A 20,799-nucleotide genomic window follows, 5' to 3' on the forward strand; every position below is an offset into this window, starting at 1 on the left:
TGGGGATCCTAATACGAATTATCGTGAATACCAAGAGTAATTGAAATCCAACCCAAGAAAACCTGCACCTTGGTTGGAGATAACGAAAAAAAAGCCGCTAGTAAAATAGCGGCTTGATATACATATTTTATTCTCAAGTTAAGAGCTTATCTTGCTTGAGCTAATACGCTCAGATCAGTTATGACTAACGACGATTAAGCGCAGTGAATCTAACTGGATTTGCGCTTTACCGATGTAATTTGTTAGCTCTTGAATCTGCGTTTGCAGCAGTTCTAACTCGTCATCACGAATATTTGGGTTAACGGCTTTTAGCACTTGCAGGCGATTAAACTCCGCTTGTAGTGTTGCTTCCATTTCCGCTTGTGCTTGCTGGCGAACTTGGTCTAGCTCAGTTTCAATTGCACGTTCAGCATGCTCAATTAGTACGTGAATGTCTTTTTGTACTGAATTAACCAGTTTGCTACCTAGATGGCGGTTAACTGGGCTTAGTTGGCGGTTAAAGCTTTCAAACTCAACATTAGCTGCAAGGTTGTTGCCTTTACTATCAAGTAAGATACGAATTGGTGTTTTTGGTAAGAAGCGACCAATACCTGACTGCTTTGGTGCTTGGGCATCTACCACATAAACCAATTCAAGCAGAAGGGTACCAACTGGCAATGCTTTGTTCTTCAGTAAAGAAACCGCAGTTGTACCCACCCCCTCTGTTAATAGTAGATCGATACCACCTTGGATCATTGGGTGCTCCCAACTGATAAAGTGCATATCTTCACGAGAAAGTGCCGTGTCACGATCAAAGGTGATCGTACAACCGTCGTATGGAAGACCTGGGTAGCTCGATACCATCATGTGCTCAGACGGAGTAACCACAATAGCATTTTCACCACGATCGTCTTGGTTTAAACCTATGGTGTCAAATAGACCAAGCGCAAAGGTAACTAGGTTGGTATCGCCATCTTTTGCTGAAATCTCATCAACTAAAGCGTGTGCTGCTTCACCGCCATTAGAATGCATTTCCAATAAACGGTCACGGCCTTGCTCCAGCTTAGCTTTTAGCTCATTGTGCATAGCGGCACTGCTGGTGATCAGATTTTCAAGTTCTGCTTCATCGTGCTTTTCACTTGCAAGAAGCGCTAATAAAGCATCTTGATGAGCATCATATACCGCACGACCGGTTGGGCAAGTCTCTTCAAAAGCATTAAGACCTTCGTTATACCAACGAGCCAGAAGCGCTTGAGAGGTGCCTTCTAGATGTGGAACATGAATTTCTATATCGCGTTTTTGACCAATACGATCAAGACGACCAATACGCTGTTCCAGCAAGTCAGGGTTATTTGGTAGATCGAACATCACCAATTGATTAGAGAACTGGAAGTTACGACCTTCAGAACCGATCTCTGAACACAATAGTACCTGAGCGCCTTCTTCATCTTGCGCAAAGTAAGCCGCTGCTTTATCACGCTCAATGATCGACATCCCTTCATGGAACACTGATGCTCGAATACCTTCACGTTCGCGCAGGGCTTGCTCTAGTGTCAGGGCTGTTTGAGCTCGAGAACAGATCACTAAAACTTTTTCACCACGGTTAGCTTTTAAGTGCTCAATTAACCAAGTTACACGAGGATCAAAGTTCCACCATGTGGCTGTATCACCTTCAAATTCTTGATAGATATCTTCAGGATACAGGAGCTTCATCACTTTTTGCTCAGGGCTCATTCGACCGCCCATCATGCTTGCAACACGCATTGCCGTTTGGTATTGAGTCGGCATAGCAAGTGGATACATGTTTAAGTGACGCTGTGGGAAACCTTTGATGGCTGCACGAGTGTTACGAAATAGAACACGACCTGTACCATGGCGATCCATTAAGTTGGCAATTAACTCATTACGGGCAGCAATTGCTTCACCATTATCTAAGCTAGATGATTCGATAAACGCTAGGGTTGGCGCGATATCTTGCTCAGGTAGAAGTTGTGCTAAGGTTTCTTTCTCTTGCTCAGTTAATGTTTCACCTGATAATAAGCGAGAAACCGCATCAGCAACGGGCTCATATTTACGTTCTTCTTCGACAAACTCTTGGTAGTCATAGAAGCGATCTGGATCGAGTAGACGCAAACGGGCAAAGTGACTTTCGCGGCCAAGTTGTTCTGGTGTTGCGGTTAGCAGAAGCACACTTGGGGTTTTTTCTGCAATTTCTTCAACCACTTGATATTGGCGACTTGGCTTGTCTTCACTCCACTCTAGGTGATGAGCCTCATCGACAACTAAGAGATCCCAATCGGCTTCAAGAGCTTGTTCAAAACGGCGACGACTCTTACGTAAGAAGTCTAATGAACAAAGCACATATTGCGCGGTATCAAATGGGTTAGCTGCATCAGCATAGGCTTCAACACAGCGCTCTTCATCAAAAATAGAGAAGTGCAGGTTAAAACGGCGCATCATCTCAACCAGCCATTGATGCTGAAGAGTTTCTGGTACCAAAATTAAGATACGTTCGGCACGACCAGATAACACTTGCTGGTGGATGATCATACCCGCTTCAATGGTTTTACCTAGACCTACTTCATCGGCAAGTAAAACGCGAGGGGCATAACGACGACCGACTTCATGAGCAATATAGAGCTGATGAGGGATCAAACCTGCACGCATACCGCATAGACCACGTAATGGGCTCTTATGCTGTTCGTACTGGTTTTTCAATGCTCGATAACGCAGAGCGAAACGATCCATACGATCGATTTGGCCTGCAAAAAGCTTATCTTGAGGCTTGTTGAAGCGAATTTGATGATTCAAGAATAGTTCACGTAACGCAACATCTTCTTCTTGAGTATCAGTACGGGTTCCGACGTAAGTTAATACGCCTTTCTCTTCAACGATGTTTTCGACTTTGAGGGTCCAGCCTTCATGGCTTTCAACCACATCACCAACATTAAACATTACACGGGTAACAGGAGCATCATTGCGTGCATACAGACGGTTCTCTTCAGAGGCAGAAAACATCAAAGTCACGGTACGCGCATCCAGCGCCACAACGGTACCCAGACCTAAATCACTCTCAGTATCACTGATCCAACGTTGACCCAAAGCAAATGGCATAGTGGTAAAAACCTTCTAATTGTTTGATATCAAGGAAATTGTTTGGTGTAGCATTCCAATATTTATGGTCTACACTGAAAAGTAAGTGTAAGCCAAAATTGAGAATTTGGTATGCCACGAAAAAGGGAAGTTATGTTACTGCATGATGGACTCAAGATCACGATGTAAGTCAGCTTTTTTAGTGATATCGCAAAGCATCTTGGCCTCTTAGAAGAATCTACCCTTTGTCATACCCGCGTCATATTACAACGGCATTAATAATTAAGGAGTTCAATCAAAAAGGAACAACAATTGCAGGACATAAATTGAGTTCTGCAGCTATCAAGGAGGCTATATGGATGGCAGCACAAGGAAACTCTTTGTTTTAGATACCAATATACTGTTACATGAACCTCTCGCTATTTACTCATTTCAAGAACACGATGTGATTGTTCCGATGACAGTGCTTGAAGAGCTCGATCGGATTAAAGATTCTAAACGCGATGTCTCTCGTGATGCTCGAGTGGCTATTCGAGCTTTAGAAGATATCTTTCATGATGCAACCCCTGAACAAATCTCTGCGGGTGTTCCGCTGCAATCTCAGAACGAGACTGGTGGCACTATTGCTATTTTTGCTGACTATGAAGTCAAAGAAACGGTACATGCTTTTAGTGACAAGATGGGGGATAACCGTATCTTAAATAGCGTGTTATTTTTGCAGCAGAAGTTTGCCCCTCGTGATGTGGTCTTGGTGACTAAAGACATCAATATGCGGTTGCGGGCCAAAGGAGCGGGGGTCTATTTTGTTGATGATTACCGAACCGATCAGCTTATTGATGATGTCGCTTTATTAAGTAAAGGCTTTCATCGCTTTGACGGTTCTTTTTGGGCGGGTGTTGCGCAATGTGATTCTGAAAAACGCGGTATGAGTACCTGTCACACGTTACCTAAACATTTGTTTGAAAATCCCTATCCAAACCAATACCTCATTGATGAGTCGCAAGATTTTGCTGCTCGAATCCAAGAGATTGATGCTGAAACTATTACAGTAAAAGATCTAGGGTTTGAACGTTTGATGCATCGACAAGCGTGGGGTATTTCACCTAAAAATATCTATCAGGCGATGGCGCTTGATGCCATGTTAGATCCTAAGATTGATCTGGTAATACTCACAGGACCTGCTGGGTGTGGTAAAACCATTTTGGCCATGGCGGCGGCTCTTGAGCAAGTTATTGAAAAAGGGATGTACGATAAGATACTGGTGACACGAAATACCCCTGAAATTGCCGAATCAATTGGTTTTTTACCCGGCAGTGAAGAAGAGAAAATGTTGCCATGGCTTGGTGCGGTAACCGATACTTTGGAAGCTTTGCATAAGCATGATGTATGTACCGATGGCTCAATGAAATACATTTTTGATAAAGCCAATATTCAATTTAAATCAATTAACTTTATGCGTGGGCGCTCCATTCAAAATGCGTTTGTGTTGTTAGATGAGTGCCAGAATTTAACCGCTTCCCAAATTAAAACCATTATTACTCGTTGTGGCGAGGGAACCAAAATTGTCTGCTCGGGTAACCTTGCGCAAATTGACTCCAATTACCTCTCACCAGTTACTTCTGGCTTAACCTATATTGTTGAGCGTTTTAAGAATTTTGAAGGAAGTGCCAATATTTACCTCAATGGCGTTGTGCGTAGTCGCTTGGCCGAATTTGCTGAAGAAAACCTGTAGTATTTATTGTTTGTTATGATAAAGAGGGGCTTTGAGTTCCCCTCTATTTTTTGGTTTTTACTATAAGCCGAAGGATATGGCACCGGACATTAATCAAGCCCAAGGTAGCGCTGTAGTTCTGGATGAGCGGGGGCGTGAAAAAGCGCTTGAGTCGAACCAAATTCCACTACTTCACCTCCTGAGACAAAAGCACATTTATCACTGATTAGTAATGCATCATCTGGATTGTGGGTGATCATTAACACCGTAATATGCTGCTCTTTAGCGAGCTGTTTCACTTGATTGAGCATCTCTTGGCGCAATATCGGATCTAAAGCCGAAAAGGGTTCATCAAGCAACAATAAAGGACGTTGTCGAGCTAAACATCGAGCTAAGGCTACTCGCTGTTTTTGGCCGCCTGAAAGTGATGGCGGGAGTCGGTCCAAGAAAGAGTCAAGGCCTACTTGAGCGGCCACTTGAGTAATAGTATCTCGCTGGGCATCAGAGAGGTGCAACTTACCATTAAGACCTAATCCGATATTGGCAAATACGGTTAAATGTGGAAACAAATTGTGTTCTTGAAACAAAATGGAAAGTGGTCGTTGGGCTGGTTTAAGTTGATTGAGCACTTGTCCATTAAACATTATCTGGCCGCTTTGTGGGGTTAAAAAACCACTGATTAGGGCCATAAGAGTACTTTTACCAGCACCACTGGGGCCCAAAATAGCCACAATCTCACCGTCTTGAGCCTGTAGATTGAACATCATCGTTTCACCGTTTTCGTAATGATAACGAACTTGCTCTAATTTAAGCATGAGATGATCCTTTGGTTGATCCTACCTTATGAGAGGCGGTTGTTGTGGTGTTTATGGCGTTATGATTGGGTTTTAATATGCCTTCGATGATGCTAAAAACCCCAAAGCTTAATAGCAAAAGAATAAGTGCCGCGACACTAGCTGCTGCCATCTGGTAACTGCCCATGAGCTGGAATAAGTACAAGGGCAGTGTTTGAAAATCTTGACTGCCAAATAGAGAAATAGCGCCAAGATCGCCCAAAGATAGCACAAAGCTAATTGCGACCGCTTGGGCTATTGGATAACGAAGTAATCGCCATTCAACCCAGTAGAGACGCGAGAGGCCACTCATATTTAAACTGCAACATAATTGATTATATTGTTGGGCAACATGCAGCATTGGTTGGCTTAACGTCTTGATAATATAGGGTAGAGCCATCAAAGCATTGACCAAGGTGACAACCCAAAATGCGGCGCCATAGGCATCGGTATAGTTACGCAATAATAAGAAAATACCCGTACTGAGCACTAATCCCGGAGTGAGTAAGATAATGGTTCCAAGCATTTCAATTGTATTGGCAGACCATAAACGGGAGCTAAGACGCCAGTAACGGCTCGTTAGGATAATGGCAACAGCGAATACGAAAGCGATCACACTGGCACAACTGGCAATGGTTAAAGAATTTTTGATTGCCTGCCAAAGTTCAGCTTGTTGCAGTAAGTGCCAAAACTCGTGATTAAGCCCTGCCACAATGACGGCAACAAAAGGTGGTATCACCAGCAGTAAAGAGGCGCCAATCCACAATCCATCCCACCATTTTGCCAAGGTGCCATTTTCAAATTGAGGCTGTACTTTATTTTGGCCACTTTCAATTGCAATCGGCTGGCTAAAATAATGACTCAGAAGTACTAAACCAGAGCAAAGAACAATTTGCCATAGTGCTAAAATTGCACCGGTAGCTAAATCAAAGTCATAACGAAGCGCTTGATAGATAGCCAGCTCAATCGTGGTTGCTTTAGGACCGCCCCCCAGAGACATGATAACGGCAAAGCTGGTAAAGCAAAGCATAAAGACTAAACCTACAACATGGGGAAGTTGCTGCTTTAGTCGAGGCCAAGCAACAAAACGAAATTTGCTCCACCCTGTAATACCAAGATGGGCTGCAAGCTGGTGGTGCTCAATTGGAATACTTTCTAAACTCTGTAATAACAAGCGTACAGATAGGGGCAAATTTAGAAATACATGGGCCAGTAAGATCCCACTCAAACCATAAATATTAGGAGCAGGCAGTCCAAAGTGTTGCATCCATTGAGATATGATCCCCCCTTTACCATATATCGCAAGTAGACCAAATACGGCAATCAATACTGGCAATACCAAAGTCATGGCGAACAGTTTTAGCACTAAGGCTCGCCCGATAAATTGGCGACGAGAAAAAGCATACGCAATCGCAATCGCAGGGATCACACTGAGTAATGTTGAGTACAGAGCTTGTTTAAAGCTAAAGGCAGTAACATGACGTAAATAAGGATCGGTCCAAATAACCGTAATAGAGAGATCTTTAGCTTGTGAGATGAGAGCGAATAAGGCCCCCATTACAACGGCCATAATAAGCCCAGAGCTGATAACTCCGGGCCAAGTTGTAGAAGAAAAACGCGAACTATTCAATTGAGAAACCAATTATTGGGTTAGTGCTTGTTGCCATTCACGAATCCAACTACGACGCTCTTGAGCTATCTTTTCTGGGCTGAATTCCAGTGCTTTGGTTGGAATGGTTAACTGATCAAATCCCTTTGGTAGTGGTTCTGAAATCACAGGATACATCCAGTTTCCCGTTGCCATTAAAGATTGAAAAGGCTTAGTTAAGATAAACTGCATAAATTCATCGGCCAACTTGGGATGAGTGCTGTTTTTTAATTTAGCGGCGACCTCGACCTGCATATAGTGGCCTTCTTTAAAGTCTGCGGCTCGGTATTGCTGCTTGTTTTCTTCAATAATATGGTAGGCCGGAGAGGTGGTATAAGAGAGCACCATATCCGCTTCACCTTGTAAAAACATATTATAAGCTTCCGACCAACCTTTAGTCACAGTAACCGTATGCTTTGCAAGAGCTTGCCATGCTTGAGGTGCTTTATCGCCATAGACAGATTTGATCCACAGCATTAAGCCTTGCCCTGGTGTTGAGGTGCGAGGATCTTGGTAGATTACACTGATAGATTGATCATGAATCAATTGATCTAAGCTGCTTGGTACCTGTTTTAGCTTATTACTGTTATAGACAAAGGCAAAATAACCGTAATCGTAAGGAACAAAAATAGGGTCATGCCAGCCATTAGGGATATTAACTTTGCTAGTATCTACGCCACTTGGTGCTAAAAGACCGGTTTTTTTTGCTTCTTCAATTAGGTTGTTATCTAAACCCAATAAGACATCAGCCTTGGTTCGGCTACCTTCTAAGCGCACGCGATTTAAGATGGATACACCGTCATCTAAAGCAACGAAATTAAGATTACAGCCACACTCTTGTTCAAAAGCGCGTTTGACCTTAGGTCCTGGCCCCCAGTCCGCGGCAAATGAGCTGTAAGTGTAGACGGTTAATGTGGGTTTATCCTGAGCCATTACCGATGCCGATAATAACGTCAGTCCCAATAGAGGGAGTATTTTTTTCACTATGCGCTCCTGTGTCAGGCATCCTGCAGTGACAGTAAAAATGAGAGCGGCACAGGTTGGGAAGCTAGCTTAAGCATGATAAGAGTAATACTTAACTAGAGGGGCTTCTCAATTCCTACGCCAGCATGATCTGGTTCAGGTTCGATGGGTTCTGATTACTCAATCTCAGCCAAAGGCACCCCATGAGAACAGCCATATTGTAAAACGGTGGTTTGTGACAGGCTAGTGATTTTATCTAAGCTTTAGATTTGCTAGCGCTTTAATTCATTTAATTGCCAGTTATAGTCAAAACGCACCTTATCTAAACTCACAGGCTGTTTGCGATAATGGTTAATATGAGCATTGAGCTCAGATTGCGAGCCAAAATCACTGCTGTACCAATCATAAATCGATGAGAGTTGAATTTGGTTGTTGTTAGCATTAATGACATCGACACCTTTGGTGCTATTAATAAACCGAGTTGCCGCTTGATCCAGTAGGGTTTGACTGTTGCTTGCTGTAAGTGCGGTTGGCATTAAATCAGGGCAGCCTAAACTGGCACAATTGACAACATAATGAATGCGTTTATCTTGCCAGATAGGGCGCAAAATTCGATGTTCGATATCATTTAACGTCAATGACCTACCATTTATGGTTAACAATTTTTCATCCCATAGACCAAAACTAAATAGCCCACCTAATTTGGTAATAGAAGCTATAGGATAGTTTTGTAAGATGAGATCAACCGTTGCCGCATTATAGAGATTAACCCAGTAGGCAAATTGTTCGTTACGGTTTAGTTTCCGAGGATCGATTGCTGTTAATCCTTGAATATATTGTTGCAGTTGTTGGCGGCTTTGTTGCGTGACAAGACGGTAATTAAAATAGGTTTGATGAGGTGTTACCGTTACATATCGTGTTAGCAATTGTTGCCAGACTTGATGGTCTATAGTCTGCTGGCTAGTGGCATTATTGGTTTGCCAGTATGGCCACAATTGCGCTTTAGGTGCGGCCCAAATCCCAGAACTGAAACAGGCGCTGATAAGGGTAAATATAATAAGCCAAGATCGCATAGTAAACTCCAATAAACCGTTATTTTAGTATACGACCTTAGCTTGAATAAGATCCTTTCAGTTAAACCAAAAATGATGGAATCTGTTGCTCAAATTCACTAATTTTCGCTTCATGCTGTAAGGTAAGTCCAATATTGTCTAAGCCGTTAAGTAAGCAGTAACGACGAAACTCATCAATCTCAAAAGGATAGGTTTGGCCGTTGGCACTGACTTGTTGATTTTGTAAATCGACGGTAATGGTAGCGCCTTCATTGTGATGCACAAAATTAAAGAGTTCATCGACTTGTTGCTCGGTTAAGCGTACTGGAACCATTTGATTATTAATAGTATTGCCATAAAAAATATCAGCAAAGCTTGGCGCTATAATCACTTTAATACCATAATCATCCAGAGCCCAAGGTGCATGTTCACGAGAGGACCCACAACCAAAGTTTTCTCGTGCTAATAAAATGCTTGCACCTTGATAGCGCGGAAAATTCAGGACAAAGTCGGGGTTGGGGACTTGACCATCATCATCCAAAAAACGCCAGTCATGAAAGAGATGCTGTCCAAATCCAGTTCGGGTTACTTTTTGTAAAAACTGTTTTGGAATGATGGCATCGGTATCGACATTGGCCGCATCTAAAGCAACGACGATGCCTGTATGTTGTTGAAATCCAGCCATTAGCAAACTCCTTCTGTTGGTTGGGCCTCAAGGGTACGAATATCGACAAAATGCCCGGTACAGGCTGCTGCTGCGGCCATTGCAGGGCTAACTAAGTGAGTTCTACCTTCTCGGCCTTGGCGACCTTCAAAATTACGGTTACTGGTTGACGCACAGCGCTCTTTTGGGCCTAAACGGTCGTTATTCATCGCTAAACACATAGAGCAACCCGGTAAGCGCCACTCAAACCCGGCACTGATTAAGATTTTATCTAAGCCTTCTTGCTCTGCTTGTGCTTTAACTTGTTCAGAACCTGGTACAACGAGAGCTTGAACATGGGAGGCAACATGACGGCCTTTAGCAATAGCCGCGGCTGCTCGAATATCTTCAATCCGTGAGTTTGTACAAGAACCAATAAAGACTTTATCAATTGTGATATCGCTAAGGGCTTGACCGGGCGTAAGTCCCATATAATTAAGCGCCTTAATCGCTGATGCTTGCTCAATGGGATCGCGAATTAATGCGGGATCAGGAATTGGCTCATCAATAGCAATGACTTGACCTGGGTTAGTTCCCCATGTCACTTGCGGTTTAATATCGGCACCGTTTAGTGTCACAACCGCATCAAATTGGGCATCTGGATCACTGGTTAAGGTTGACCAATAGCGAATAGCTTGCTCTAGCTGTTCATCTTTTGGCGCAAATTTGCGGTCTTTAATATAAGCAAAAGTGGTCTCATCGGGAGCAATTAATCCTGCTTTTGCACCTAATTCAATTGCCATATTACACACAGTCATGCGTCCTTCCATTGAAAGGTCGGTAATGGCTTCGCCACAAAACTCCACCACATAACCGGTTCCGCCTGCCGCTGTGGTTTTGCCGATGATCGCTAGCACAATATCTTTTGCTGTGACACCTGGTGCGACTTTACCTATGACCTCAATTTTCATGGTCTTAGCTTTCGCTTGCTTTAGCGTTTGAGTGGCAAGGACATGCTCAACTTCTGAGGTACCAATACCAAAGGCGAGTGCGCCAAATGCACCATGGGTTGCTGTATGTGAGTCCCCACATACTATGGTCATTCCTGGGAGAGTAATGCCCAATTCAGGCCCCATAACATGGACGATACCCTGATATTTATGATTAATATCATATAGGGTCACCCCAAATTCAGCACAATTTTTTGCCAGTGTTTCCATTTGAATTCGAGCCATCTCTCCTGAGGCTTGAATATCTTTAGTTTGAGTTGAAACGTTATGATCCATTGTGGCGAACGTTTTATTTACTTGGCGTACTGAACGTCCTTTAGCGCGTAGGCCATCAAATGCTTGTGGTGAAGTAACTTCATGGACCAAATGGCGGTCGATATACAGAATGGGAGTTTCACCTGCTGCTGCAACTGCCACATGGGCATCATAAATCTTGTCATATAAGGTTTTAGACATGCTCACTTCCTTATTTTTGTCTGCCTGTGATTTTTATGATTGAGCACTAACATAATGAGCAATTCGGTCGCCCATTTCGTTGGTGGATAATGCGCTCTGCTCACGAGCAAGATCAGCGGTAACTTCGCCCGCTTCCAAAGCCTGAGCAACAGCACATTCAATGGCGCGAGCCGCTTCTTCTTCACCTAAGCTGTAGCGTAGCATCAAGGCTGCAGAGAGAATTTGAGCCACTGGATTGGCAATATTTTTTCCTGCAATATCGGGTGCAGATCCACCTGCAGGTTCATACAGTCCAAACTGTTTTTGGTTTAAACTGGCCGATGGCAGCATGCCCATTGAGCCTGTGATCATGGCGCACTCATCCGATAAAATATCGCCAAAGATGTTTGAGCACAGCATGACATCAAATTGGGCCGGATTTTTGATCAGCTGCATGGTCGCATTATCAATATACATATGGCTTAGTTCGATATGGGGATAGTCTTTGTGTACTTCTTCTACAACTTGTCGCCATAGAATCGAGCTTTGCAGCACATTGGCTTTATCAATTGAGCAGACCTTTTGTTGTCTTAAGTTCGCCGATTCAAAGGCAATACGAGCAATTCGTTCTATTTCATAACGGTGGTAGATTTCGGTATCAAACGCTTTTTCCATCGCGCCTTCACCTTCTCGACCTTTTGGTTGACCAAAATAAATACCACCTGTCAGTTCTCGTACCACCACAATGTCAAAGCCTTGAGCTGATATATCGGCTCTTAAAGGTGATAAAGCCTCAAGACCTGAATGAATTTGGGCTGGGCGAAGATTACAAAACAGCTCAAAGTGTTTGCGCAAAGGAAGTAGGGCACCACGCTCAGGTTGTTCATTAGGAGGAAGGTGTTCCCATTTCGGCCCGCCTACGGAGCCAAATAAAATGGCGTCTGCGTTTTGGCATCCTGTAAGAGTGCTCTCTGGAAGTGGGGTGCCGTGATGATCAATGGCAACCCCTCCCACATCATATTGCTCACAACTTAGGGTAAAACCAAATCGTTGTTGTATCGCAGCTAAGACTTTTAGTGCCTGTTCCATCACTTCAGGACCAATGCCATCACCGGGCAGGACTGCGATTCGATATTGTGGTGCCATAATTTTCTCTCCTTAAAAATAATTGGCTTATGCGTGAGCACTGCGCTTAATTTCTGCGATTTGGTTGGCGCGATGAATACTATTGATTACGTGCAGTAGCGCTTGACCTGAGGCTTCAACAATGTCGGTAGCAAGGCCTGTACCGTGATATTTTCGACCTTGATAGTTCGCAATGATATCGGCTTGTCCGAGGCCATCTTCGCCTTCCCCTTTGGCGGTAAGATCAAATTTATCCAGTACAATCTCATAACCTGTTAAGCGATAAATGCATTGATAAAGAGCATCGACCGGTCCATTCCCCACGGCGGCTTCACATTTTTCTGTTTCGCCACATTGCAGTTTGATACTGGTGGTCGCCATGACACTACCAGACTGAACACTGAGATAATTTAGTTTGTAGTAATCGTCTTCTTCACGCACATTTGCAAAGTGAACTAGAGCTTCTAAGTCATAATCGAAGACTTGCCCTTTGCGATCGGCTAGCTTTAGAAAGTCTTGGTATAAGGTATCTAGATTGTATTCTTGTTCGCTGTAGCCCAGTTGATCCATATGACTTTTAACCGCAGCTCGCCCTGAACGGCTGGTTAGATTTAGGCTTTGATTTTTAAGTCCTATCGATTCAGGGGTCATGATCTCATAGGTGTTTTTATTTTTTAGCATGCCATCTTGATGAATCCCTGATGAGTGGCTAAAAGCATTAGTACCAACAATAGCTTTATTGGCTTGAACCGGCATATTACACAGCTGGCTCACCATTTTACTGGTGCGATAGATCTCTTCATGGTTAATCTGGGTCTGAACGCCAAGTAGATCGGAGCGAGTTTTAATGATCATGGCTATTTCTTCGAGTGAGCAGTTACCCGCACGCTCTCCAATACCATTAATTGTACACTCCACCTGTCGCGCCCCAGCTTGTACAGCCGCCATTGAGTTTGCAACCGACATGCCTAAATCATCATGACAGTGAACGGAAATAATCGCTTTATCGATATTAGGGACTCGGTTAAATAGATGTTCAATGATGGAACCAAATTCACTAGGTAGGGTGTAACCAACGGTATCTGGAATATTAATGGTGCGAGCTCCCGCGCAAATTGCAGCTTCGACCATTTTGCATAGATTATCGATTGGGGTTCTACCTGCATCTTCACAAGAAAACTCCACATCATCGGTATAGTTACGGGCTCGTTTTACTGCCGCAACACCCATTTCAATCACGTCATCATAACTACGGCGTAGCTTATCTTGAACATGGATGGTTGATGTTGAGATAAAGGTGTGGATTCGAAAGGCTTCAGCCACTTTTAGTGATTCCGCCGCCACATCAATATCTTTAGCGACTGCTCGTGATAATGCACAAATACGGCTTTGTTTTATGTTTTCGGCAATGGTTCTAACTGAATCAAAATCGCCAGGAGAAGACACCGGAAATCCAGCTTCAATGACATCCACTCCAAGACGCTCAAGAGCAAAAGCTATTTGTAGTTTTTCTTTGACAGTAAGACTGGCTGATAGAGCCTGCTCGCCATCTCTTAGAGTGGTATCAAAGATAATGACTTGATCATTCATAGTTACATCCTTTTGCTACAAAAAGCCGCATTCCTTGCGCTGAGATAGATATAAAAAACCCGCGCTTCGGTGCACGGGTTGAAAGTTTTGGTTAAGGCTTTCTTCTGCTCATAAGCTACCCGCGCAATGGTAATGCGATAAGGAGGAGGCTTAAGAGGAGAGTGAAAACTGTTTTCATTTAACTTAACCATAAAAATTGATTTACTTAGTAGTACAAATGAATATCAAATGCTCAAGTGTTGCGTCAAGTGTTTATTTTTTGAGTGCTGTTTTGAAGTTAGCTAAGCTACAGGAGTAAGAGCTGTAAATTAAAATTACAATGGTTTTTTTAACTATTTATAACATTTCGGTTTTATCAAATATCCTCTAAGAATGAGATAAAGTACGATCTTATATTGAACGATTTTTTCTTTTATTCTCTGCAATTTCATCCCTTGCTGTTTATTGCTTATTTAGCATTAGAATTTGAAAAGCATTTAGCAGGCTAATTATATTTAAATGATGAATTCGATGTGCGTGTGCATCTATTTTAAATAATAAAATAGAGATAAAAGTGACAAATATCTGACGAATTTCTGAATATTTACCTTATTTTCAGATCTTTTTTGTTTTTTTATATATTGGTTAATCGATTGAAAAATATATTTTATTTCGTTGAAAAGTCCTTATGATTTTTTCTTGGTTATGAATTCGTATTTGGGTCTATTGGTTTCATCAATCTCTATCTGCATACTGATATGGCTCGCAAGGGGATTGCGAGGTAAATCATTTGAATTGAAATAAATATTATACATTTTTATGCCCAAGGATGAGGCACTTAACAGTAGAACAGGTAGAGGCTAAATATGACACGTAGAAGTTCAGCTATTCATCCAATCGATAGTTTTAAGATGGAATCGAGTTTACGTAGTGTTGATCTGAATTTGTTAACAGTGTTCGATGCTGTTATGCAAGAGCAGAACATTACTCGAGCGGCTCATAACTTGGGCATGTCTCAGCCTGCAGTAAGTAATGCTGTGGCTCGTCTGAAAGTGATGTTTAACGATGAACTTTTTATCCGTCATGGTCGTGGTATTCAGCCGACACAACGCGCTAAACAACTATTTGGTCCGATGCGTCAAGCTCTACAATTAGTAAAAAATGAGCTGCCATCATCAATTTTTGCACCAGAAACATCGTCTCGTACTTTTAAGTTAGCGATCGGTAGTCCATCGGATATGCGTTTTGCGCCACGTATTCTTCGCAATATTGCCCAGCTAGCACCTAATGTAACGTTACAATTGGATGCTGAGTTGTGTGATGGTCTAAATCAGAAAATGCATTATCAAGAAGTGGATTTTGTGATCGATTATGCTCGTTTTGAAGAACCTGGCTTTTGCAGTACAGAACTGTTCCGTGATGAGTTAGTTGTTGTCGCTGCCAAACATCACCCTCGCATTGGTGCGCAGATCTCAGAATCTGAATTTGTTTCTGAAGCACATGCAGTTTTGAAATCTCTACCTAATAGCGGTAATTTTGCTGATCATATTTACAACGCACAAGCTGGCATTGTTGAAGCGTATCAAGGCGCAAGTTTGAGTAATATCTTATATGTTGTTGCTCAATCTGAATTGGTTACGGTTGCCCCGCGTTGGTTAGTTGAAACGACAGCAAGCAATTTGGGCCTAAAAGTATTACCGCTTCCGTTTGCTAATAATATTGCTTGTGGCTATTTAAGCTGGCACGAGTCTTCGCAAAAAGATAAAGGTCACCTTTGGATGCGTGATCAGCTACTGCAAATTTGTGGTGATAATCGTCTATAAGATGATTCTAGAATTTTATTCTAAGCCGGCATTTTGTCGGCTTTTTAGTGTCTAATTACAGTAAATGGTTGCATATTAGTGTGATTGTACCGAGTCTCTGTCTATTTTGTTATCTAACAGATGAGATTGGAGCTTGATTTTTTGACCAAACAGCGTTGCTATAGTGTGCAATCAGTTGAATTAAGGTGCATAAGCAAGTTTCTTACAGTTGTTTACACTTATATAAGAATAGTTAATTACTCGTATTAAGCTTGTACAGTCAAAACGTTAGAGTGGGATCATACTTACAATACCATGATTTTATCATGGATTATGGTTGGCTTTTTTAATGCTCGACTGTAGACTGCACTTCCATAATAAGCTTACAGGTGTAAGCTCAAATAATTAGAGTTACTATGGCACAACACGAATTTCATATTGTTCATCGCATTCGTACTCAAATTGAGCGTCTAAGTGATCGTGTTGCTCTACGTCATCAAGTTGATGGGGAGTGGCAAGATACAACTTGGCAGTCATTTGGTGAGCAAATTCATCAGTTAGCACAGGCAATGCTAACCAAAGGCTTAAATATTCAAGATAAAGTGGCAATCTTTTCCAACAATATGCCTCGTTGGACAATCGCCGATTTTGCGACTTTATATAACCGCTGTGTTACGGTTCCTATCTATCCAACCAATACGGCTCAACAATCGGCTTATATCTTAAATGACTCGGATGCTCGTATTTTATTTGTAGGTGAACAACCTCAGATGAATGCAGCAATGGAGCTGATTGAGCAATGCCCTCAGCTGGAATATGTTGTTGCGATGAGTGACGACATTGAGCTGCCAGAGCATGAGAAGGTTTTCTCTTTTGCAGATTTTGTCGCACAGCGAGATGATACAGTTGAAGCTGAGTTACAAAATCGTCTATCTGCTCTTGCGATGGATGACCTACTGACTCTGATTTATACCTCTGGTACAACAGGTACGCCAAAAGGGGTTATGCTAGATTACTCGAATATTGCTTCTCAGATAGAGGCTCATGATCAGCGTTTAGCATTAGATGAAGGCGATTCATCCCTGTGTTTCTTACCACTTTCTCATGTGTTTGAGCGTGCATGGACTTTTTATGTGTTCCATCGCGGAGTGGTTAACTGCTACCTTTCTGATACCAATAAAGTTCGTGAAGCTTTGGTTGAGGTAAAACCAAACTATATGTCGGCGGTTCCTCGTGTTTACGAGAAAATTTATTCAGCCGTACATGACAAAGTTTCTAAAGCACCATTTCACCGTAAGTTAATCTTTACTTGGGCTGTGAATATGGGCGCTCGAATGGCAGTTGCTCGTCAAAATTGTACTGAGCCATCATGGTTGCTGCGTAAGAGCCATGCATTAGCTGATAAAATGGTGTTGTCTAAATTACGTGAAGTATTAGGTGGCAATATTAAATTTATGCCAGCAGGCGGTGCTAAGCTTGATGCTACTATCGGTCGTTTCTTCCACGCAATTGGTATCAATGTCAAATTAGGTTATGGCATGACAGAAACGACGGCGACGGTATCGTGTTGGGATGATAAGTGTTTCAATCCTGATTCGATCGGTATGCCAATGCCGGGTGCTGAAGTGAAGATTGGTGATGATAATGAGATTTTAGTTCGTGGTCCAATGGTGATGCGCGGCTATTATAAAATGCCTGAAGAGACCGCGAATAACTTCACTGAAGATGGCTTCTTAAAAACTGGCGATGCGGGTCATTTTGATGAACAAGGTAATTTGTTTATTACTGATCGTATCAAAGAGTTGATGAAAACATCTGGTGGTAAATATATCGCACCACAGGTTATTGAAGGGGCGATTGGTAAAGATCACTTTATTGAGCAAATTGCAGTTGTTGCCGATACTCGCAAGTTTGTATCCGCTCTGATTGTGCCATGCTTTGAAACATTAGAAGAACACGCACGCGAGCTAAACATAAAATATCAAGACCGTTTAGAGTTGGTAAAAAATAGCCAAATCGTGGAATTGATTGAAAAGCGAGTGGCTGATCTACAAAAAGATTTAGCGCGTTTTGAACAAGTGAAGAAATTTACCTTGTTACCAAAAGCATTCTCTATGGATCATGGTGAGCTAACTCCAACGCAAAAACTGCGTCGTAAAGTAATTCAAGATCGCTACCATCAAGAAATTGAGCGTATGTACGAAGAGAGTCACAAAAAAGCCTCTCACGATTAATACTCCAAAGGGATCTCATCGAGATCCCTTTAGTTTTTTATATCCTCCGATCTGTATCCATTGGCTGATCTTCTCGTTATATCTGCAATATCCCCACATTTTTTATCTGTATATTGTTTAACCAAAGAATATTTGTGTTAACTCATGTTACGCTATGGATCTTTTAGTTGAAAAAACGTTAAAGTTTCCAAAGGCCATTAGTTCAGTTATGACTGCAACTAATGAACATAGCATTTATCTTTAGGCTAAAAATAAGCCCTAACTATGTTATCGACCTGTATAGCTTTGTTCTTTGAGTTTAACTCTCCTGTTTGGATGGCGAACCACCGACAGCCTTCGACGCTATATAGCTAGATATCATTCTATTCGGAGGCAAAATATGGAAATGTTGTCCGGTGCCGATATGGTTGTGCGTTCAATGATCGACCAAGGAGTGAAACACATCTTCGGCTACCCTGGTGGTTCAGTGCTTGATATTTACGATGCTCTACATGAAAAAAGCGATATTGAGCATGTCTTGGTCCGTCATGAACAAGCCGCTGTTCATATGGCAGATGGCTACGCACGAGCAACTGGTGAGGTTGGCGTTGTGCTTGTGACATCAGGACCTGGGGCTACCAATGCCATCACAGGGATTGCAACGGCTTATATGGATTCGATCCCGATGGTCGTGCTCTCAGGTCAGGTAATGAGTAGCTTGATTGGCAATGATGCTTTTCAAGAGTGTGATATGGTGGGAATTTCTCGACCTGTTGTTAAACACAGCTTTTTAGTTACCAAGCCTGAAGATATTCCGACCATAATCAAAAAGGCATTTTATCTTGCAGCAACGGGACGCCCGGGGCCTGTTGTGGTTGATATTCCGAAAGATATGCTCAATCCACAAGAGCGTTATCCGTATCATTATCCTGAAACTATTGCACTGCGCTCGTATAATCCAACAACGAATGGCCATAAAGGGCAAATTAAGCGAGGACTTAAAGCCTTGCTTGCCGCTAAACGTCCGGCTCTTTATGTTGGTGGCGGGGCCATTATGTCTGGTTGTTCTGCGCAATTATTGGAACTGGCAGAGAGGCTCAATCTTCCCGTTGTTAGTACGTTAATGGGACTTGGAGCATTTCCTGGCGATCATCCAAACAGTGTCGGAATGCTTGGTATGCATGGTACCTATGAAGCCAATATGACCATGCACAACTCAGATTTAATTTTTGGTGTTGGGGTTCGCTTTGATGATCGAACCACAAATAATCTCGCTAAATACTGTCCTAATGCCACGATCCTTCATATTGATATTGACCCATCTTCAATTTCCAAAACGGTTAATGCTGATATTCCTATCGTAGGTTCGGCTGATGTAGTTTTAGAACTGATGCTAAAACTGCTCAATGAACAACAAGAAACAAATGATGGGGCAGAATTGGATCGTTGGTGGCACGACATTCAAGGCTGGCGGGATCGTCAATGTTTGCAGTATGAGACTAATAGTGATCGTATTAAGCCGCAGCAAGTTATTGAATCGTTATATCAATTAACTCAAGGCAATGCTTATGTTGCCTCCGATGTTGGTCAGCATCAGATGTTTGCTGCACTTTATTATCCCTTTGCAAAACCACGTCGTTGGATTAACTCTGGTGGGCTTGGCACCATGGGCTTTGGTTTACCAGCCGCTATGGGGGTTAAGTTTGCTTTACCCGAGGAAGAGGTGATCTGTGTAACGGGTGATGGCAGTATACAGATGAATATTCAAGAGCTATCAACCGCGCTGCAATATGATATACCCGTTAAGATTGTTAACCTAAACAATCGGTTCTTAGGCATGGTAAAACAGTGGCAAGATATGATTTATCAAGGTCGACATTCTCACTCTTATATGGACTCTGTTCCTGACTTTGCCGCTATTGCTGAAGCTTATGGTCACGTTGGCGTACGCATTACAGATCCTAAGACGCTAGATAGTCAGCTAAAAGAGGCGTTAGCGCTAAAAGATAAATTAGTGTTTATTGATATCAGCGTCGATGAAACTGAACATGTCTATCCGATGTTGGTGCGTGGTGGGGCGATGAATGAAATGTGGCTGAGTAAAACGGAGAAAACCGATGCGTAGAGTAATATCAGTTTTATTAGAAAACCAACCGGGGGCATTATCTCGAGTGGTTGGCCTGTTTTCTCAGCGTGGTTATAACATTGAATCGTTAACTGTAGCGCCAACAGATGACCCAACGCTATCTCGACTTAATATCACAACTCATGTGAAAGACGAATCGGCCTATGAGCAAATAGAGAAACAACTGCATAAGTTAATTGATACGCTGAAGGTGTGTAATATTTGCGAATCTGACTATATTGAGCGGGAGATCATTCTTGTTAAAGTGAAAGCAAGTGGTTTTGCTCGTGCTGAAGTAAAACGCACTGCAGATATTTTTCGAGGTCAGATAGTGGATGTGACTAGCTCTATCTATACGATTCAATTAACAGGATCAGGGGATAAGCTTGATGCTTTCATTGCTGCTCTTGGTGAAGCTACAGATATTATAGAGGTGGCTCGTAGTGGTGTTGTGGGTATTGCTCGGGGTGAGCGAGCGTTAAGAGCTTAATCATATGCGCTAGATTTTGAACGATGAACTAGGCTAAATAAGAGGGTGCATAAACTCTTACTATGGATAGAACCGAACAATAGGGATGCAATAGTAACCCAGTCACTA

General features: G+C 42.5%; 14 protein-coding genes and 1 riboswitch. Of the genes, 5 read left to right on the plus strand and 9 right to left on the minus strand.

What is annotated here, in order from left to right; translation table 11 throughout:
• Positions 1 to 174 precede the first annotated feature (174 nt).
• A complete protein-coding gene (gene rapA / locus CTN07_RS16045; RefSeq protein WP_005301439.1) occupies positions 175 to 3,093 on the minus strand; it encodes an RNA polymerase-associated protein RapA in 2,919 nt (972 codons plus the stop codon).
• A gap of 334 nt (positions 3,094 to 3,427) precedes the next feature.
• Between rapA and CTN07_RS16050 the strand changes: the two genes are divergently transcribed.
• Entirely contained in the window at positions 3,428 to 4,804 is a 1,377-nt protein-coding gene (locus CTN07_RS16050) for a PhoH family protein (protein WP_005301438.1), read from the plus strand.
• An 89-nt stretch (positions 4,805 to 4,893) separates the two neighbouring features.
• Here the strand turns inward: CTN07_RS16050 and thiQ are convergent, their stop codons facing one another.
• The 8 genes from thiQ to leuA form a co-directional block, all read right to left on the minus strand.
• Positions 4,894 to 5,598: a thiamine ABC transporter ATP-binding protein gene (thiQ, locus tag CTN07_RS16055; RefSeq protein ID WP_005301437.1), complete on the minus strand. Its 705-nt coding sequence runs from the start codon at positions 5,596 to 5,598 to the stop codon at positions 4,894 to 4,896.
• The gene (thiP, locus tag CTN07_RS16060; protein WP_080551756.1) at positions 5,591 to 7,246 is read right to left on the minus strand and encodes a thiamine/thiamine pyrophosphate ABC transporter permease; all 1,656 of its coding nucleotides are present in this window, start codon (positions 7,244 to 7,246) and stop codon (positions 5,591 to 5,593) included. The genes thiQ and thiP overlap by 8 nt, the downstream gene beginning before the upstream one ends.
• A gap of 12 nt (positions 7,247 to 7,258) precedes the next feature.
• Positions 7,259 to 8,248 carry a thiamine ABC transporter substrate binding subunit gene (thiB, locus tag CTN07_RS16065; RefSeq protein ID WP_005301435.1) on the minus strand — a complete coding sequence of 330 codons (990 nt, stop codon included), beginning with the start codon at positions 8,246 to 8,248 and terminating at the stop codon, positions 7,259 to 7,261.
• Between the two features lie 94 nt (positions 8,249 to 8,342).
• Positions 8,343 to 8,441: riboswitch (TPP riboswitch) on the minus strand.
• A 58-nt stretch (positions 8,442 to 8,499) separates the two neighbouring features.
• A complete protein-coding gene (locus CTN07_RS16070; RefSeq protein ID WP_005301434.1) occupies positions 8,500 to 9,300 on the minus strand; it encodes a DUF547 domain-containing protein in 801 nt (266 codons plus the stop codon).
• A gap of 61 nt (positions 9,301 to 9,361) precedes the next feature.
• A complete protein-coding gene (gene leuD / locus CTN07_RS16075) occupies positions 9,362 to 9,964 on the minus strand; it encodes a 3-isopropylmalate dehydratase small subunit (protein ID WP_005301433.1) in 603 nt (200 codons plus the stop codon).
• Positions 9,964 to 11,388: a 3-isopropylmalate dehydratase large subunit gene (leuC, locus tag CTN07_RS16080; RefSeq protein ID WP_005301431.1), complete on the minus strand. Its 1,425-nt coding sequence runs from the start codon at positions 11,386 to 11,388 to the stop codon at positions 9,964 to 9,966. The genes leuD and leuC overlap by 1 nt, the downstream gene beginning before the upstream one ends.
• Before the next feature lie 33 nt (positions 11,389 to 11,421).
• Positions 11,422 to 12,513, minus strand: coding sequence for a 3-isopropylmalate dehydrogenase (gene leuB, locus CTN07_RS16085; protein ID WP_005301430.1), 1,092 nt, complete (start codon positions 12,511 to 12,513; stop codon positions 11,422 to 11,424).
• A 27-nt stretch (positions 12,514 to 12,540) separates the two neighbouring features.
• Positions 12,541 to 14,082, minus strand: a complete 1,542-nt coding sequence (leuA, locus tag CTN07_RS16090; RefSeq protein WP_005301429.1) for a 2-isopropylmalate synthase — start codon at positions 14,080 to 14,082, stop codon at positions 12,541 to 12,543.
• An 845-nt stretch (positions 14,083 to 14,927) separates the two neighbouring features.
• On the opposite strand from leuA, the gene leuO reads away from it, so the two are divergent.
• The 4 genes from leuO (at position 14,928) to ilvN (ending at position 20,691) form a co-directional block, all read left to right on the plus strand.
• Positions 14,928 to 15,884 (plus strand): transcriptional regulator LeuO, encoded by a 957-nt coding sequence (gene leuO / locus CTN07_RS16095; protein ID WP_036764457.1) that lies wholly within the window; start codon positions 14,928 to 14,930, stop codon positions 15,882 to 15,884.
• 395 nt (positions 15,885 to 16,279) lie between these two features.
• Positions 16,280 to 18,097, plus strand: a complete 1,818-nt coding sequence (locus tag CTN07_RS16100; protein ID WP_036764455.1) for an AMP-dependent synthetase/ligase — start codon at positions 16,280 to 16,282, stop codon at positions 18,095 to 18,097.
• Positions 18,098 to 18,476: 379 nt separating this feature from the next.
• Positions 18,477 to 20,201 carry an acetolactate synthase 3 large subunit gene (locus CTN07_RS16105; RefSeq protein ID WP_005301424.1) on the plus strand — a complete coding sequence of 575 codons (1,725 nt, stop codon included), beginning with the start codon at positions 18,477 to 18,479 and terminating at the stop codon, positions 20,199 to 20,201.
• Entirely contained in the window at positions 20,194 to 20,691 is a 498-nt protein-coding gene (gene ilvN, locus CTN07_RS16110; protein ID WP_036764453.1) for an acetolactate synthase small subunit, read from the plus strand. Before CTN07_RS16105 ends, ilvN begins: the two co-directional genes overlap by 8 nt.
• Positions 20,692 to 20,799: the final 108 nt, after the last annotated feature.

This window comes from Photobacterium damselae (genome assembly GCF_003026815.1).
GTDB lineage: Bacteria > Pseudomonadota > Gammaproteobacteria > Enterobacterales > Vibrionaceae > Photobacterium > Photobacterium damselae.

Bases quoted from the DNA above. Each gene is read 5' to 3' on its own strand.
- thiQ (WP_005301437.1), bottom strand. From the start codon at position 5,598: ATGCTTAAATTAGAGCAAGTTCGTTATCATTACGAAAACGGTGAAACG.
- leuB (WP_005301430.1), bottom strand. From the start codon at position 12,513: ATGGCACCACAATATCGAATCGCAGTCCTGCCCGGTGATGGCATTGGT.
- rapA (WP_005301439.1), bottom strand. From the start codon at position 3,093: ATGCCATTTGCTTTGGGTCAACGTTGGATCAGTGATACTGAGAGTGAT.
- ilvN (WP_036764453.1), top strand. From the start codon at position 20,194: ATGCGTAGAGTAATATCAGTTTTATTAGAAAACCAACCGGGGGCATTA.
- CTN07_RS16105 (WP_005301424.1), top strand. From the start codon at position 18,477: ATGGAAATGTTGTCCGGTGCCGATATGGTTGTGCGTTCAATGATCGAC.
- leuC (WP_005301431.1), bottom strand. From the start codon at position 11,388: ATGTCTAAAACCTTATATGACAAGATTTATGATGCCCATGTGGCAGTT.
- leuA (WP_005301429.1), bottom strand. From the start codon at position 14,082: ATGAATGATCAAGTCATTATCTTTGATACCACTCTAAGAGATGGCGAG.
- CTN07_RS16050 (WP_005301438.1), top strand. From the start codon at position 3,428: ATGGATGGCAGCACAAGGAAACTCTTTGTTTTAGATACCAATATACTG.
- leuD (WP_005301433.1), bottom strand. From the start codon at position 9,964: ATGGCTGGATTTCAACAACATACAGGCATCGTCGTTGCTTTAGATGCG.
- CTN07_RS16070 (WP_005301434.1), bottom strand. From the start codon at position 9,300: ATGCGATCTTGGCTTATTATATTTACCCTTATCAGCGCCTGTTTCAGT.
- leuO (WP_036764457.1), top strand. From the start codon at position 14,928: ATGACACGTAGAAGTTCAGCTATTCATCCAATCGATAGTTTTAAGATG.
- CTN07_RS16100 (WP_036764455.1), top strand. From the start codon at position 16,280: ATGGCACAACACGAATTTCATATTGTTCATCGCATTCGTACTCAAATT.